We start from the raw sequence: 16,065 nt of genomic DNA, 5'->3' as shown, positions 1-16,065 counted from the left end.
GGCCACCGCGGTCCGCACCCCCGACGGACGGCGCGGAGCCGTGGACGCCGCCCGCGCCCTGCCCGCCGTCCTGCGCGAGCGCCGCCCCGTCCCGCCCGAGGTGGAGGCGGCCCGCCGCGCCCTCGCCCGGTACTGAGCCCCCGGCGTCCGTGCCGGGGGGCGCTGTGGGAAGGCCGATGGCCGTCAGCCGGTGCTGAGCCGCCGGGCGGGGCGCCGCGCCGGACGCCAGGTCGTCAGCACCGCGAGCGCCAGAAGGAGCTCGCCGATGTCGCCGCCGTAGTACATCAGCTCGGCTCCGCCGCGGATCCGCCCGGGATCGCCGGGCAGGTCGAGCAGCCCCGCGTACATCACCTGCGCCAGCGTCGCGTGGACGGCGATCCCCGCGCCCAGCACCACCAGCCGGACGATCACCGGCGCGCGGTGCGGGTCGGGATCGGGTCCGGCCACCGCCCGCGCGAACAGGCAGCCCGCGAGGAGGAAATGCGCGTGGACCAGGACGTGCAGCGTCTCGTTCCGGGTGGACGCGGCGTACAGCGGCGTCGCGTACACCACGACCGTCCCGCCAGCGCTCAGCGCCAACGCCGTCACGGGGTGGGAGAGCGTCCGGACGAACCGCGTCCGCAGCAGCCGTCCGACGCGGCGGCCGACGGACCGGGGCGCGGTGCGCAGGAGGAGCGTCACCGGCGCCCCCAGCACCAGGAACAGCGGCGCGTACATCCCGAGCAGCAGGTGCTGGGCCATGTGGCCGCGGAAGTCGTCGTCGGCCCAGCCGTCCACGGGCGGGGAGAGGGCGAGGGCCACCAGGCAGACGCCCAGCAGGAGGCAGGCCGTCCGTCCCGGGCTCGACGCGCGCCCGGCCACGTCAGCGGACCTCGAGCGGACGGCGGCGGGCCAGGAGCGTCCCGCCGATCAGCAGCACCGCGCCGAGCGCCAGGAACCCCAGGTCCCACCAGATCCGGTGCGGGCCGGTCCGGACGTGGTGGATGCCGAGGATCTGGTGGTCGACCGTGCCCTCGACCAGGTTGAACAGGCCGGCTCCCGCGATGATCCACCCCCACAGCGGCGGCGTCCGCCAGGAGGGCCGGTCGCCGGGGGCCGTCCGCCGGTAGAGGACCGCCAGGCCGACCAGGACGCAGATCCAGGTGAAGACGTGGAAGAACCCGTCCCAGACGGTGTTCATCCGGAGCCCGGGCACCGTGTCCACGGGATACCGTTTCAGCCCGAGGTGGTCCGAGCCGGTGCTCGACAGCATGTGGTGCCACTGCAGGACCTGGTGCAGCATGATCCCGTCGACGAACCCGCCGAGACCGACGCCGAGGATCAGGCCGGGCAGCATGAGACGGTCACGCACGGTGAGACTCCGATCATCAGGAGTCGTGATCATGCCCGCTGCGCGCGCGCCCAACCCCCTCTGATGGCCCCGCCGCCGCTCCCGGCCGACGGGGCGGCGCCCCGCCGGGGGAGGGCGTCAGCCGGTCTCCGCCACCACGGGGACGCGCTCCCCGTCGTCCGTCCGCGCCCCGGCGGACCCGGCGGCCCGGACGGGGCGCCGCAGGCTCACCGTCAGCGCCGCCAGCGCGGCGACGGCCGCCAGCGCCGTCAGCGACCAGCCCGTGGCGTACTCGGCGTGCCTGGTGGACCCGCCGTCCTGCGCCTGGACCAGGAACAGCGTGCCGACGGTCGCGACCCCGAGCACCTGCCCGACCTGCATGACGGTCAGCAGCAGCCCGCTGGCGTCGGCGGCCTCCTCGCCGGGGACGTTCTCCAGCGTGGTCGTCATCACGATCGGCATCACGCCGAGCCCGAGCCCGATGACCGCGGTGAGCGCCAGGTAGGGCGCCCCGCCCGACGCCAGCGGCCCGATCCACAGGTAGCCCAGCGCCGCGACGCCGAACCCGATCGGGACCATCGGCCGGTGCCAGCGCGCCGGGAGCCGCTGCCAGTAGAGGCTGACCAGGGCGAACGCCAGGACGCAGGGCACGAACGCCATCCCGGACTCCCGCGGCGACATCCCCAGGTCGCCCTGGAGGTGCAGGGTGGTGGTGAAAAGGAACGCCCCCCACGAGCTTGGCCCGAACATCAGCGTGGCCACTCCGCCGAGCACGCCGGGCGCGCGCAGCACCCGTCCCGACACCAGCGGACGTCCGCCGCGCGCCGCGAACCGCCGTTCGACCAGCGCGAACACCGCGAACAGCACGGCGCTGGCCGCCAGCGCGGCCCAGCCCCACGCGGGCCAGCCCAGCTCGTGCCCGAGGATCAGCGGCACGACGAGCAGCAGCAGCGCCGGCGACAGTACGGCCAGCCCCACCGGGTCCAGGCCGCCGCGCCGGTCCTCGTCCGCGCGGGGCAGCACCCGCGGGCCGGCGGCCAGCAGCGCCACGCCGATCGGCACGTTCACCAGGAACACCAGCCGCCAGCCCGACCCGAACAGGTCGGCGCTGACCAGCAGCCCGCCGAGCACCTGCCCGACGACCACGCCGCCCGCGATCACCATCGCGTACAGGCTCAGCGCCCGGGCCCGCGCGGGCCCCTGGAAGCCCCGCTGGAGCAGGCTCATGACCTGCGGCGTCATCAGCGCGGCGCCGAAGCCCTGCAGGAACCGCACGACGATGAGGAACCCGGTGGTCGGCGCCAGCCCGCAGGCCAGGGAGGCGAGGGTGAACACGGCGAGCCCGCCGAGGAACACCCGCCGGTGCCCCATCAGGTCGCCGAGCCGCGCCCCGGTGATCAGCAGCACGGCGTAGGCGATGACGTACCCGGCGACGACCAGCTGCAGGCTCGCGCCGCTGGCGTGCAGGTCCGCGCGCAGGGTCGGCAGCGCGACGTTGACGATGTTGACGTCCAGGATGGCCATGAACTGCCCGAGCAGCAGCAGTGCCAGCATCGGCCCGGCGGACCGTGCGGTGGACGGCCGCGGGCCTTTCGTGCGTTCGGTCGGAGATGTCATGCCGGTAGCGTCCGCCCGATCCCATACCGGTGCCGAGAGCCCGGTGATACTGGTAGTGACAGCACCTGCTTCGCACCTGACCTCCGCCCGCGGGGACAAGTCACGCGTCGCGGAATCCGGGCCGCAGTTGATAGCCGAGAAGCACTATCGCGAACTTCCCATGCATCGGGCCATGGCCCGCGGCAAGCGTCTGACCCACGGTCCGCACTTTCAGGACTGCCATATCTACTCGGGCCAGTCTGCTCCTGCGGCGGAAGCTACCAGGCGCCAAACCTTGGCCCCGACCTGAGCCCGCTGCCATGGCTGCAGTCTCCGACAGCGACACAGAGGAAAAGGGACGCGGCCACTGCAGGCGATACGCGTGGGCCACCTGGCTGCGAGCGAACTCAGGCACGAGGTGGCAGGACCTCGATGATCTCGGCGATCTCGGCGATTCCGGCCACGGGTGGGGCCTCGTGCATGGTGATCACGTCACCCGGCCTCATATGCCGCCACTGTTCGAATTCCAGCGGAGCCAGCCGAACGTCGGTTGCCTCTCCATGGCCGCTGGCGGCGGCGCACGTGAGCGGTGGTCAGCGCCCGCAACGCGGTCCCGGGTGCCGGGGTGCTGGTCCTTTCGACGGCCACTGAGACTCCGTCCCTGACGCACGAACTCCCATGACGTCCAGAAGGTACCAGGCAGCCGGCTGAACAGCGCACGAACGGAAACGGGCGTGGCTCGTCTGCAAGCGGCTTCTGAGCTGCGAAATCCGGTGGCCGAGGGGTGGCATGTCGGGCACAGTACGCCGCCATGGTCTATGTGCTGTGGCACGTCGGCTGCAAAGCGCGCTGGCCGAGCTTGTGGCTGACGCCGCGCCTTCGATCGCCGCCGGAAGTGTCGGATAGAACCGGCACAACCGGCCCACTCTGTGATCACCGACTCTGGACCGAGGGCGACCATGCCACCGGGCGACGACTTCGCCGCCGGAAGCCGTTGCTGAAGGTTCCTGCCGCTTCGAAGTCGGCGATGAATGCGATCTCCTCCAGCGCGCCGGACCCATGACCTCTGAGATCACAGGACGGAGGCCAAGCGCGGAGGATACGGGAATGTCTCCGGTTGCCCTGGGAGGTGCTGCGGGCTTCGGGCAGGGAGAGTCTGGAACGTACGCAGAGTGACACGGAGAGTTACGGCGTCGCGGGTGCTCGCCCGTCCGACGGGGCCTCTGGTGTCGCCACATACGAGAGGTGGCCTGCACATGGCCGAGAGCAAGTTCGGTGACTTCTACGTCGGAAAGTACAACGTGCTGCCGGCGAACACGCAGAAGGTTCCCTACACCGCACCCAAATCGATCTTCCTCAGTCGTGTCCCGGCCTTCGACACCAGCACACAGGGAATCGGAACCAAGCCGATCGATCGGGGCTGGGACTTCCAGCTCTCTACCAAGGAGACAGTGGAGAAGATCTTCAAACTCGCCGACGCCTACACCAAGCTCGCCGAGCTGACCAAGGGCCACTGGGGTGGCCGCGACTTCAACAGCAGCGACGTCTCCAAGGTCCACGAGAATTGGGGAGAGTGCCCCGTGGGCCTGTACTGCAGCCATATACCCGAGGTCTACGGGGGTGCCCGCCAGGCGGTGCTGCTGCATGCATTGTGCACGCAGAAGAAGCGGCCGTCGGCGTTCGTGGGCGCTCTGGCAGGGGTCGCGCCGTTCCTGTGCGCGACGATCCCCTGCCAGGGGCCGATCAGCAAGGAGTACGAAGACGCGTGCGACGTCAGCGTCACCGAATCGACCACCGAAGGCTGGGAGCTTGGCCTGGAAGGCAAGGCCGGCGTGGACGCCAAGGGCGCGAAGATCGAGCGCACCGCGTCACTGAAATGGTCCAAGAGCACCACCAAGACCAGCACGGTGACCAAGAAGCACTCCGAGATCACCAAGCTGACGGTGCCCGACAAGCACTGGGGGCGCCTGGACGTGCGGGTGGCCGGTGGCGTGTACGCCGGCTGGCTGGTGTACAAGACCAATGAAGACAACAACAACCTCGCCGTCTACCCGATGCTCGTGCCCATCCACTGCCCGAACTTCGTCTCACCGGTAGCCGAGCACACCATGCTCGCCCACGAGAACACCATCACTGCGGCCGAAGCCGCCCTGATGTCCCGATACAACGCGCTCCAGACCGAGCACGACGCTCTGAGCGCCGCGCTCGCAGAGCCCGATGACGACTCGCGTACCGCGGACATCAACCGTCTTCTGGACGCCGAAGCGGAGATGGAGCGCCTGCGCGCTGCCTTGCAGCAGTTGGAGGCCTAGGCAAGATCCTCCGCTCCCGAACGTGTCCCGAGACGTCGGTGCACGTCTCCGTAATAGGACCGAGAGCCCCGGGATACTGGTAGTGACAGCACCTGGATCACTGCTCGGGGGTCGGCGACACTGGGGGAGTGGCGATGACGACGACGGTGGAGCGGCGTGCGGGCGGGCGGCGGCGGCGCCGGGACGAGCTGGCGGCGTTCCTGCGGAGCCGACGGGAGCGGATCACGCCCGAGGACGTCGGGCTACCGCCCGCGCCCCGGCGGCGGACCCCCGGGCTGCGGCGCGAGGAGGTCGCGCAGCTCGCCGGGGTCGGCGTCACCTGGTACACGTGGCTGGAGCAGGGGCGGCCGATCAACGTCAGCACGCAGGTGCTCGACGCCATCTCCCGGACGCTGCGGCTCGACCCGGTCGAGCGCGAGCACCTGTACCGGCTCGCCGAGGTCGGCGTCCCGCCGGAGCCGGACGTGGTGTCGGCGCTGACCGAGGACGTCCAGACGATCATGGACGGGCTGGCGCCGATGCCCGCCGTCGTCTCCGACCCGCGGCACGAGGCCCTGGCCTGGAACGACGCGTTCGCGGCGCTGGTGCCCTGGGTGACCCAGGCGCCGCCGGGCGAGCGGAACCCGCTGTGGCAGTTCTTCACCCGCCCCCGGTGTTGCAACCCGTGCACCAACCTGGAGGAGCAGATCGGCGAGTCGGTCGCGATGTTCCGGTACCGGTACGTCCGGCACCGCAGCGACCCGGAGATGCAGCGGCTGGTCGACCGGCTCCTGGAGACCAGCCCGCGGTTCGCCGAGCTGTGGCGGCACCAGGACGTCGCGATCCCCAAGCCCTGCCAGAAGGACTTCTTCTACCCCCGGCTCGGCGGGCAGATCTCGACGCGCACCACCTCACTCGACCTGAGCGTCCGGCCGGGGACGCGCCTGGTCGTCTACACGTTCGTCAACGACGAGAGCCGCGCGAACTTCATGCGCCTGCTCGCCGACCCGTCCCTGTCCCTGCCCGACCACACCCACTGAGGGCCCGGGGTTGCGCGGGCCTGGGCGGTCCGTCATCATTCCCGGCATGATCAAGAGGAAGGGCGGTCTCCGCCCGGGCCGTTGAGCCCCACCGCGGCCGAGAGGCTGCTCGCAGAAGTCGAACCCCTGGCCTGGCCGAGCCGGACGCGCTCGCTGGCCCTGCACGCCCGGCGGCTCGCCGGGACCCCCGAACTCACGGTGATGCTCGCCGACCTGTCCGCACGCGGACGGTACGAACGGCACATCGCCCTGCACATGGCGACGGCCGCCCGGGACCTCGCGCACGTCGCGGGCGTCCTGGCCGGGCCGGACATGGAGCTGCGGAAGGCGGCCCTGCGCGCCGTCCGCACCCTGCCCGTCCCGGACGAGGCCGTGGCCCGAGCCCTCGACGACGCCCCCACCGACCTGCGCCGATCCGTATACCGGACGGTCCTGTACGCCCGCCGGACGGCGCTCGCGGACGGGCTCCTGCCGGACGTGCGGGCGCGGTACGGCGACCGCGACGCGGCCATGCTGCTCCCGGCCTGCTCGGCCGGGACGGTCGCGCGGTTCCTGCCGGAACTCGCGCACGCCGTCACGCTGTGGCGCGCGCTGGCCGCACGCCATCCCGACGCGCTTATCGGCCTGCTCGAACGCGAATGGCACGAGGAGGGCGGGAACCGGTGGAGGTTCGTGCGACAACGGAAAGCCGCGCTCATCCGGGTCGCCGAGGCGCGCCCACGCGAGACCCTGGACCTGTACGTACGCACCGGCCTGCTGCGCTTCGTCGAGAACGACCTACCGCCGAGGGTGCTGAAGGCGTTCCTCAGCGCCGATCCCACCGGATTCACCGCGATGTTCTCCGAACCGCGGAGGAGGGTGGGCCTGCCTGGTCCGGTGGTCGCGCGGCACTTGTCCGACGACGTCCTCGCCGGATGCCTGTCGCGGGAGCTGTCCGACGGCGGCGCACTGCTCGCCGGGCTCCCACCGCACCGCCGTGACGCGGTGTTCCGGCTGGTCGTGAAGAAGCTCGGTGAGACGATGCGGGCGTGGACGGTCATGTCCCTGCTGCCCTTGCTGTCCCCGCGGACGGCGGCCAGGGAGGCGCGCCGTCTCCTGGACTGGCACGCGTCGGTCTGGCACTCGTCCCGTTACCGGCTGGACGACCCCGATATCCTGCTGCGCCTCACCTCGTTCCTGCCGCACGACGAGGCGGTGGACGCGCTGGTCGACGCGGCCATGGGCGGCGACCCCCGGCGGCGCGGCCTCGCGCGGACGCTGCTGCTCGCGAACGCGGCCCGCACCGGGGATCCCGCCCTCGTCGCCGAGCACCTGGCGGCGATCGTCCGGCGCGTCCGGTACGAGCCGGACCCGCTGCGCGCTGAGCTGTTCGACGCGGTGACCGCGCTCAGCCCGCGGGTGCTGTCCGACGCGTGCGCGGACCCGCTGCGCGAGCTGGCCACGGCCGTCACCGAGTCCCGCGACTCCTCGAAGAAGACCATGCGGGCCGTGCGCCGCCTGGCGGTCCGCGTCCTGCGGCACCGGACCGATCCCGCGCTCACCGCGTGGGCGACCGGCGCGCTCGCGGGCCTGCTCGGACGCTTCGGGGCCGACGCGCTCCGCGCCGACCCGGCGGCGGAGGAGCCGCGGCGCTACCGGAGGTCGAAGGGCCAGGTCGCCCCTCCCGACGACCACCGGCTCGACCGGGCAATTCCCCTGGGCGGCGAAGTGGCCCTCCTGGACGCGTTCGCGCCGCACCTCCAGGCGGCGCGGGAACGCGGCGACCACGACGTGTTCGTCGCGGTCGCGGCGTCCTTCGGGCGCCGGCCGGCCGGTCTGGACGGCGACCTGCGCGCGGTCGTGCGGCACGCACCTGAGGAGGTCCGTGCCGAGGCGGCGTGCCTCTACCTCGTCCGGGACCCCGAGCGGGCGGCGGGGCTTCTCGCGGACGACCTGGAGCTCATCGCGGTGCCCGCCGTCTGGCGGGTGGTGGCGACCCGCCGCACCGACCTGCTCGATTTCGACCGCTTCCGGGGGGACCGCCTCCACTCTTGGATCCCCGATCTCAAGGATGCCCGCCCCGGCCGCTGGACCCCCGCACAGGTGCGCGCCGTGGGGGACTCCCTGGACAGGGCGGCGCACGACGAGGCGTTCGACGTGAGCGCGCGGATGCGGGCGATCGCCTCGCTCGGCCGTCTGCCCGGCCGTCTCCCGGTCCTCCACCGGTGGGTGCGGGAGTCGGTCGGCGCGTTGAAGGAGGCCGCGCTCGCCGAGGCCGGGAAACACCCGGAGGCGCTGCCCCTGCTGTTCGATATGGCGCGCGGTCCCGCGTCGGCCGTGGCCGTCGCGAGCCTGGGGCGGTGCGCCGGGCGCGTCCGCCCGTCGGTTCTCGGCCCCGCCCTCATCACCGCGCTGACCTCACGGGACGTGAAGGTGACCGTGCGCAAGCAGGCCGTCCGGCTGCTCGAACGGCACCGTCCGCCGGGCGCCTTGGACGCGCTGCTCGGAACCTGGCGGGATCCCGCCCTGCACCGCGATGTCAGGGTCGCCGTGGCCGTCGCGCTGCGGCGGTTCCCGGACGATCCGCGCGCGCTCGAAGCCCTCGCGGAGGCCCCTCGCGAGCACGCGTCCGAGGAGATGCTGCGGATGCTGTACCAGGCGTCGCCCGCCGAGTACGCGCCGGAAGCCCGTCCGGCCTTGGCGATGCTGGTCAGGGCGTGCCTGAACGCGTCCGACCTGCCCGGTGTCCGATTCCGGGGCCGCAAGGCGTTCGCCGCCTGGGCGCGCTGGTATCCCGGCGGCCACACCCGGACCCTCGCCGCGGCGGCCGACCCGGACGACCCGTCCGGCGACACCGAGGCGATGGTGCTCGCGTCCCTGGTCGAGGTCGGGGCCGTCCGGGACGAGGCGCTGGACGTCCTCGACCGGCTGGCCGCGGACACGCGCCTGCGCCGGCGGGTGCGGGGCCTCGTCGGAGGACTGCGCGGCCTGCTGGCCCGCTCCGCCGACGAGGACGGGACCGGACCGCTGCTGCGCGGCGCCGTGGACGTCCTCGCCAGGCATCCGCTGCACGTCGGCACGGCCGCGGGCCTTCACATCGCTCTGCTCAACGCGGGACGGCGGACGGAAGCCGACCTGGCGGGCGAGCTGGTCGCGCTCGCCGATCTGCTGCGTCACCGTCCCGTCCGGGCCGCCGAGGTCTACCGGCAGCTGCACCTCGGCGGCCACTACCGCGGAGGAGCGGTCCCGCGGGAGGTCGTGCCGGTCGTCCACGCCCTCGTCGACCGGGAGCACGCGGCGGCGCAGTTGCTCGCGCTGCGGCTGGTGCGCCGCGGCGGCGGCGACGCCGGGTGGCCGGACGAGTGGCGCGAACCCCTCGCCCGGCTCCGCGCGTCGCCGCACGCCGACATCGCCGAACCCGCCTGGGACGTCGCCACCGAGGGCGAGTAAGCGGCGGCGGGGCGGAACCCGCTCGGATCAGTGCGTGCTGGAGGCCGACCAGATGTTGATCCCGGCCTCCACCGCGTCCCGGTCGATCGCGGCCAGCTCCTCGGCGCTGAAACTCAGGTTCTCCAGGCTCGCGAGGCTGTTCTCCAGCTGGGCGACGCTGCTCGCGCCGATCAGCGCGGACGTGACGCGCCGGTCGCGCAGCGTCCAGGCCAGGGCCATCTGCGCCAGGGACTGGCCGCGCGAGCGGGCGATCTCGTTCAGGGCGCGGATGTGCCGGAGGGTCTCGGGGGTCAGCAGGTCGGGCGACAGCGACTTGCCCTGGCTGGCCCGCGAACCCTCCGGCACGCCGTTCAGGTACTTGTCGGTCAGCATGCCCTGCGCGAGCGGCGAGAACGCGATGCAGCCGATGCCCTTGTCGTCCAGGACGTCCAGCAGGCCGCCCTCGACCCAGCGGTTCAGCATCGAGTAGGACGGCTGGTGGATCAGCAGCGGCGTGCCCATCTCGCGCAGGATCTCCGCGGCCTCGGCCGTCCGCTCGGGGGAGTAGGACGAGATGCCCGCGTACAGCGCCTTCCCGGAGCGGACGGCGTGGTCGAGCGCCCCCATCGTCTCCTCCAGCGGGGTCTCCGGGTCGAACCGGTGGCTGTAGAAGATGTCGACGTAGTCCAGGCCCATCCGGGACAGCGACTGGTCGAGGCTGGCGAGCAGGTACTTGCGCGAGCCCCACTCGCCGTACGGGCCGGGCCACATGTCGTAGCCGGCCTTGGTGGAGAGGATGAGCTCGTCCCGGTACGGGGCGAAGTCCTCGCGGAACAGCCGACCGAAGTTCTTCTCCGCCGAGCCGTAGGGCGGGCCGTAGTTGTTGGCCAGGTCGAAGTGCGTGACGCCGAGGTCGAAGGCGCGCCGCAGGATCGCCCGCTGGACGTCCAGGGGGCGGTCGTCGCCGAAGTTGTGCCAGAGCCCGAGCGAGATGGCGGGCAGTTTCAGGCCGCTGCGCCCGCAGCGTCGGTAGTCCATCCGGTCATAGCGCTTGTCGTCGGCGGCGTAGTTCATGGACCCCAGTCTTCCATGCCCGGATCGGCGTGTTTGACCAGGTCGGCGCTGGAAAACGGGGAACGGGGGCGCGGGCCGCTCGACAGGGCCGCCGCGGCGGGGGGAAAATACTGAACGTTCGGTCGGTAACGCGGGGGACGGCGCCGCGGCGCGCCCCGGTGCGGACGAGGAGGTCCCGTGAGCGTGCTGCGCAGCTATCTGTCCGGTTCCTGGCAGGAGGGAGGCGGCGAGGGCGCGCCCCTGCGGGACGCTGTGACCGGCGAGGAGGTCGCGCGGATCTCGACGGCGGGCCTGGACCGCGCCGCCGCCCTGGAGTACGGCCGCCGCGTCGGCGGGCCCGCCCTGCGCGAGCTGACCTTCCACCAGCGCGCGGCGCTGCTCAAGGCCCTGGCGTCCCACCTGCGCGAGCACCGCGAGGAGCTGTACGCGCTGTCGGCCCGGACGGGCGCCACGCTCGGCGACTCCAAGGTCGACGTGGACGGCGGGTTCGGCACCCTGTTCGCCTACTCCAGCAAGGGCCGCCGGGAGATGCCCAACGACACCGTCTACGTCGACGGCGCCGTGGAGCCCCTCGGCAAGGGCGGCACGTTCGTCGCCCAGCACGTCTGCACGCCGCTGCACGGCGTCGCCGTCCAGATCAACGCGTTCAACTTCCCCGTGTGGGGCCCGCTGGAGAAGCTGGCCCCGGCGTTCCTCGCCGGGATGCCGAGCCTCATCAAGCCCGCCGAGCAGACGGCCTTCCTGACCGCCCGGCTCGTCGAGCTGATCGTTGAGAGCGGCATCCTGCCCGAGGGGTCGGTGCAGCTTCTCGCCGGCGAGGCGGGCGACCTGCTCGACCACCTCACCGAGCAGGACGTCGTGGCGTTCACCGGGTCCGCCGACACCGCCGCCCGGCTCCGCGCGCACCCGGTGGTCGTGCGCCGCTCGGTGCGGTTCAACGCCGAGGCCGACTCGCTGAACTGCTCGGTCCTCGGCCCGGACGCCGCGCCCGGCACGCCCGAGTTCGACCTGTACGTCAAGCAGCTGGTCGCCGAGATGACCGTCAAGGCGGGCCAGAAGTGCACCGCGATCCGCCGCGCGCTCGTCCCCGCCGACCGGATGGAGGACGTCGCGGAGGCCGTCCGGGCGCGGCTGGCGAGGGTCACCGTCGGCAACCCCGCCAACCTCGACGTGCGGATGGGCGCGCTCGCCACGCTGGAGCAGCGCGAGGAGGTGCGCCGCTCGCTCAAGGGCCTGCTGGACGCCGGGACGGTCGTGTTCGGCGACCCCGCCCGCGTGGACGTCGTGGACGCCGACGCCGAGCGCGGCGCGTTCCTGTCCCCGGTCCTGCTGCGCGCCGACGACCCCGCGCGCGCCGAGCCGCACGAGATCGAGGCGTTCGGCCCGGTCTCCACGCTCATCCCGTACCGGGACGCCGCGCACGCGGTCGAGCTCGCGGCGCGCGGCCGGGGCAGCCTCGCCGGTTCGGTCGTGTCGGCCGACGCGGACTTCGTCCGGACGGTCGTCCTCGGCGCCGCGCCCTGGCACGGGCGCCTGCTCGTGCTGAACGGCGCGGACGCCAAGGAGTCCACCGGGCACGGCTCGCCGCTGCCGATGCTCGTCCACGGCGGCCCGGGGCGCGCCGGGGGCGGTGAGGAGCTGGGCGGTGTGCGCGGCGTCCTGCACCACATGCAGCGCACCGCCGTCCAGGCCGACCCGGTGATGCTCACCGCGGTCACCGGCCGCTGGGTGCCGGGCGCCGGGCGGACGGTCACGGCCGACCACCCCTTCCGCAGACACTTGGAGGACCTGCGCGTCGGCGACACCGTCGTCGCCGGGCCGCGCCGGGTCACCCTGGAGGACGTGGAGCACTTCGCCGAGTTCACCGGCGACACCTTCTACGCGCACATGGACGAGGAGGCCGCCGCGGCCAACCCGTTCTTCGACGGGCGCGTCGCGCACGGCTACCTGGTCCTGTCGTTCGCGGCCGGGCTCTTCGTCGACCCGGACCCGGGGCCCGTCCTGGCGAACTACGGGCTGGAGAACCTGCGGTTCCTCACGCCCGTCTACCCGGGCGACGAGATGACCGCGACGCTCACCGCCAAGCAGCTCATCCCGCGCGAGGGCGCCGAGCACGGCGAGGTCCGCTGGGACGTGGACGTCACCAACCAGAAGGGCGAGTCGGTCGCCAAGTACGACCTGCTGACCCTGGTCGCCAAGCGCCCCTGACCGGCGGGACGCCCGCCCGTCCGCGCGCCCGCCTGTCTGCCGGCGCCCGGCCGCAGGATAGAGGTCAGCCGGTGAGCGACTGCGTGCCGAGGACGTTGAGGAGCGCGAGCTTCTCGGCGTCCTCGGTGCCCGGCTCGGTCGTGAAGAGCATGACGCGCAGGTCCGCGCCCAGCACGGAGAACACGTCGCAGTCCAGCTCGATCGCGCCCACCCGCGGATGGTCGATGATCTTGCGGTGGATCTCGTGCTCCCGGACGACGCCGGAGTCCCACAGCCGCGCGAACCGCTCGCTGCCCTCCCGCAGCTCGGTGATCAGGTTCCGCAGCGCCAGGTCGGCCGGGTAGGACGCCGCGGCCGTCCGCATGTCGCTGACCAGCGCGGTGTGGAACTCCAGCAGCGACTCGGGGGTGTGCCGCGCCCACCCGCCGGGGCCGAGGAAGTGCCGCCAGACCACGTTGCGCTCGTGGCCGCGCCAGCCGGACGGGTCGCCCATCAGCGCCGCGTACGGCGGGTTCACCAGCAGGATCGTCCAGGCGGCGTCGTACACCGCGACGGGGATGTCCGGCATCCGGTCCAGCAGCCGGTGGACGCCCGGGGTGAGGAACCGCGGCACCGTCTCGGGGCCCGGCGGCACCAGCCCGGCCAGCCGGAACAGGTGCGCCCGCTCCTCGCCCGACAGCCGCAGCGCCCGCGCCAGCGCCTCCACGACCTGCCCGGACGGGTGGACCGCGCGCCCCTGCTCGAGCCGGGTCACGTAGTCCGCGGAGATCCCGGCGAGCATCGCCAGCTCCTCGCGGCGCAGCCCGCTCGCGCGCCGCCGTCCGCCCGCCGGGAGCCCGGCGGCCTCGGGCGCGACCCGGTCGCGCCAGACGCGCACGGTCCGGCCGAAATCGGTGGTCGTCATGGTCCCAGTGTGCCCGGGCCCCGCGCGCCGTTCCTGGTACCGGCGTTCCCAGGAAAACCGGTCGACTGGTGGCCGCCCGCGCGCCGGCGGCAGTCTGGGGCCATGACGACGACACTGATCACCGGAGCGAACAAGGGCCTGGGCTACGAGACCGCGCGGCGGCTCGTCGAGGCGGGCCACACCGTCTACGCCGGGGCGCGCGACCCCGAGCGGGGCCGCCGCGCCGCGGCGGAGCTGGGCGCCCGCTTCGTGCAGCTCGACGTGACCGACGACGCGTCCGTGGAGGCCGCCGCCAAGGCGATCGAGGCGGACGGCGGGCTGGACGTGCTGGTCAACAACGCGGGCATCGAGTGGCGCGAACCGGACGGCTACATCCCGGGTGCGGCGGAGCTGACGGCGGACGCCCTGCGGACCGTCTTCGAGACCAACGTGTTCGGGCTGGTCCGGGTGACGCACGCCTTCCTGCCGCTGCTGAGGCGCTCGGCCGCGCCCGTCATCGTGAACGTCAGCAGCGGCCTCGCGTCGCTGAGCAAGGCGAGCGAGCCGGGGACGCCGCACTCCACCTACCCGGGCGTGGCGTACCCGACCTCGAAGGCGGCGGTCAACATGCTGACGGTGCGGTACGCCAACACGTTCCCGGAGATGCGGATCAACGCGGTCGAGCCCGGTTACACCGCGACCGACATCAACCAGCACGCCGGCCACCAGACCGTCGAGGAGGGAGCGGAGATCATCGTCCGGATGGCGACGGCCGGGCCGGACGCGCCGACCGGGACCTACCGGGACGTGGACGGCCCGCTGCCCTGGTAGGTCGCGGGGACGGCGGCGCGTTCACGGCGTGGCGGGGGCGCCGGTCGCGGTAGGACGGGAGGGCCGTCCGGACGCTCACGGGGGCGTCCGGACGGCCCGCCCTATACTCGTTCGGTAAAGCGAACGCCGGTGGGCGGCGGCCGTCCCGCCGGACGACGAAGGGAACGCGGGTGAGCGAATCAGTGCGCGACATGCTGGCGGAGAACCTCCGCCGGGCGCGCGCCGAGCGCGGGTTGTCGCTGTCGGAGCTGTCCCGCCGGTCCAAGATCGGCAAGGCGACGCTGTCGCAGCTGGAGGCGGGTGCGGGCAACCCCACGATCGAGACCGTGTTCAGCCTGTCGCGGGCCCTGGAGGTCCCCATCTCCGACCTGCTGGACAACGAGCGGCCGAACGGGCTGACGGTGGTGCGCGCCGCGGACGTGGAGGTGCTGTCCGGCGCGGCGGTGGACCTGCGCCCGCTGCGCGGCATCGAGTCCGGCGACGCCATCGTCGAGGTGTACGACCAGCAGGTCAGGACGGACTCCCGGCAGGACTCGCTCGGCCACGTCGGCACCGAGCACACCATCGTCCAGGCGGGGCGGCTGGGCGTTCGGGTCGACGGACGGGAGGTGGAGCTCGGCCCCGGCGACTACGTCGGCTTCGACGGCCTGCTCCCGCACAGCTACACCGCCCTGGACGGCCCGGTGCGCTCGGTGCTGCTCCTCCAGTACCGTGCTGACCAGCGGCTTCACTCCGCCAAGGCCGGACCGGCGTGTCTGGCCGAAACTCCGTGAACCCGGTCACCCCGGACCGTTGACACGGCGTGAACGCGCGTCGTAGCCTCCGAAGCGTTCGGTTTAACGAACGAACTGTGGGGGGAAACGCATGCGCGTCGTGGTCGTGGGCGCCGGAATCGTCGGCGCCGCCTGCGCGCGGGAGCTGGCGCGGGCCGGGCTCGCGGTGACCGTCCTGGACCGGGGCGGTCCCGCGGCGGCGACCACCGCGCACGGCGAGGGCAACATCCTGGTCTCCGACAAGGGGCCGGGCCCGGAGCTCGAGCTGGCGAAGCTGTCGCGGCGGCTGTGGCCCGAGATCCTGGACGGCCTGCCGCACCGCGAGGCCGTCGAGTGGGACGCCAAGGGCGGCATCGTCGTCGCCACTACCGAGGACGGCGCGCGCGCCCTGGCGGAGTTCGCCGTCGGCCAGCGCACCGCCGGCGTCACCGCCCGGGAGATGGACGCCGGGTCCCTCGCCGCCGCCGAACCCCACCTCACCCGCGACGTCGCCGCCGCCGTCCACTACCCCGACGACGCGCAGGTCCAGCCGTCCGGCGCGGCGACCGCGCTCCTGGCCGACGCGCTGCGGCACGGCGCCGAGCTGCGCACCGGCTGCGAACTGCTCGGCGCGCGCGCGGCGGGGGGCCGC

General features: G+C 73.1%; 12 protein-coding genes. 7 read left to right on the top strand and 5 right to left on the bottom strand.

What is annotated here, in order from left to right; all coding sequences use genetic code 11:
- Nucleotides 1–183 precede the first annotated feature (183 nt).
- From DZF91_RS36405 to DZF91_RS36395, 3 genes are all read right to left on the bottom strand, one after another.
- Nucleotides 184–861: a cytochrome c oxidase assembly protein gene (locus DZF91_RS36405; RefSeq protein WP_117361572.1), complete on the bottom strand. Its 678-nt coding sequence runs from the start codon at nucleotides 859–861 to the stop codon at nucleotides 184–186.
- Between the two features lies 1 nt (nucleotide 862).
- Nucleotides 863–1,351, bottom strand: coding sequence for a DUF2243 domain-containing protein (locus DZF91_RS36400; protein ID WP_235834822.1), 489 nt, complete (start codon nucleotides 1,349–1,351; stop codon nucleotides 863–865).
- Nucleotides 1,352–1,468: 117 nt separating this feature from the next.
- Nucleotides 1,469–2,947: an MFS transporter gene (locus DZF91_RS36395; RefSeq protein ID WP_117361570.1), complete on the bottom strand. Its 1,479-nt coding sequence runs from the start codon at nucleotides 2,945–2,947 to the stop codon at nucleotides 1,469–1,471.
- A gap of 1,235 nt (nucleotides 2,948–4,182) precedes the next feature.
- Between DZF91_RS36395 and DZF91_RS36390 the strand changes: the two genes are divergently transcribed.
- From DZF91_RS36390 to DZF91_RS36380, 3 genes are all read left to right on the top strand, one after another.
- Nucleotides 4,183–5,238 (top strand): ETX/MTX2 family pore-forming toxin, encoded by a 1,056-nt coding sequence (locus DZF91_RS36390; protein WP_117361569.1) that lies wholly within the window; start codon nucleotides 4,183–4,185, stop codon nucleotides 5,236–5,238.
- A gap of 134 nt (nucleotides 5,239–5,372) precedes the next feature.
- Entirely contained in the window at nucleotides 5,373–6,257 is an 885-nt protein-coding gene (locus DZF91_RS36385; RefSeq protein ID WP_117361568.1) for a helix-turn-helix transcriptional regulator, read from the top strand.
- An 81-nt stretch (nucleotides 6,258–6,338) separates the two neighbouring features.
- Nucleotides 6,339–9,686: a HEAT repeat domain-containing protein gene (locus tag DZF91_RS36380; protein ID WP_117361567.1), complete on the top strand. Its 3,348-nt coding sequence runs from the start codon at nucleotides 6,339–6,341 to the stop codon at nucleotides 9,684–9,686.
- 27 nt (nucleotides 9,687–9,713) lie between these two features.
- On the opposite strand, the gene mgrA is transcribed toward DZF91_RS36380, so the two are convergent.
- Complete coding sequence (gene mgrA, locus DZF91_RS36375) at nucleotides 9,714–10,739, bottom strand: L-glyceraldehyde 3-phosphate reductase (RefSeq protein ID WP_117361566.1); 1,026 nt, start codon at nucleotides 10,737–10,739, stop codon at nucleotides 9,714–9,716.
- Nucleotides 10,740–10,916: 177 nt separating this feature from the next.
- Between mgrA and paaZ the strand changes: the two genes are divergently transcribed.
- Nucleotides 10,917–12,947, top strand: a complete 2,031-nt coding sequence (paaZ, locus tag DZF91_RS36370; RefSeq protein ID WP_117361565.1) for a phenylacetic acid degradation bifunctional protein PaaZ — start codon at nucleotides 10,917–10,919, stop codon at nucleotides 12,945–12,947.
- Nucleotides 12,948–13,011: 64 nt separating this feature from the next.
- Here the strand turns inward: paaZ and DZF91_RS36365 are convergent, their stop codons facing one another.
- Nucleotides 13,012–13,851 carry a helix-turn-helix transcriptional regulator gene (locus DZF91_RS36365; RefSeq protein ID WP_117361564.1) on the bottom strand — a complete coding sequence of 280 codons (840 nt, stop codon included), beginning with the start codon at nucleotides 13,849–13,851 and terminating at the stop codon, nucleotides 13,012–13,014.
- Nucleotides 13,852–13,953: 102 nt separating this feature from the next.
- On the opposite strand from DZF91_RS36365, the gene DZF91_RS36360 reads away from it, so the two are divergent.
- The 3 genes from DZF91_RS36360 to DZF91_RS36350 form a co-directional block, all read left to right on the top strand.
- Nucleotides 13,954–14,661: an SDR family oxidoreductase gene (locus DZF91_RS36360; RefSeq protein ID WP_117361563.1), complete on the top strand. Its 708-nt coding sequence runs from the start codon at nucleotides 13,954–13,956 to the stop codon at nucleotides 14,659–14,661.
- A 170-nt stretch (nucleotides 14,662–14,831) separates the two neighbouring features.
- Nucleotides 14,832–15,434, top strand: coding sequence for a helix-turn-helix domain-containing protein (locus tag DZF91_RS36355; protein ID WP_235834821.1), 603 nt, complete (start codon nucleotides 14,832–14,834; stop codon nucleotides 15,432–15,434).
- A gap of 91 nt (nucleotides 15,435–15,525) precedes the next feature.
- A partial coding sequence (locus tag DZF91_RS36350; RefSeq protein WP_117361562.1) for an NAD(P)/FAD-dependent oxidoreductase occupies nucleotides 15,526–16,065 on the top strand: 540 nt, incomplete at its 3' end.

Origin of the sequence: Actinomadura logoneensis (genome assembly GCF_003428695.1) — a bacterium.
GTDB lineage: Bacteria > Actinomycetota > Actinomycetes > Streptosporangiales > Streptosporangiaceae > Spirillospora > Spirillospora logoneensis.
Note: the sequence above shows the minus strand (reverse complement) of the source record. Positions and strands in the feature narration are given on the sequence as shown.